Raw genomic sequence first — 234 nt, forward strand, 5'->3', positions numbered from 1 at the left:
TAAAAAAAAAAAAACCACCCCCCCCCCCCCCCCCCCCCCCCCCCCGCCACCCCCCCCCCCACCCCCCCCCCCCCCCCCCCCCCTCCCCCCCACACCCCCCCCCCCCCCCCCCCCCCACCCCCCCCACACCCCCCCCCCACACGCCACCCCCCCCGCCACCACGTCCCTCCCCAGCACCCGCCCCCCACACCCACCCACACCACCCGCACACCCCCCCCCCCCTGCCCACCCGAA

1 protein-coding gene is annotated in these 234 nt (G+C 81.2%); it reads left to right on the forward strand.

Going from position 1 to position 234, the window contains the following annotated elements; all coding sequences use genetic code 11:
• Positions 1-234, forward strand: a 234-nt coding sequence (locus G3N99_RS42650; RefSeq protein ID WP_206124947.1) for a hypothetical protein, incomplete at both ends; no start/stop codon positions are given.

Origin of the sequence: Burkholderia sp. Ac-20392 (assembly GCF_017104585.1) — a bacterium.
In the GTDB taxonomy this organism is placed as follows: Bacteria; Pseudomonadota; Gammaproteobacteria; order Burkholderiales; family Burkholderiaceae; genus Burkholderia; species Burkholderia lata.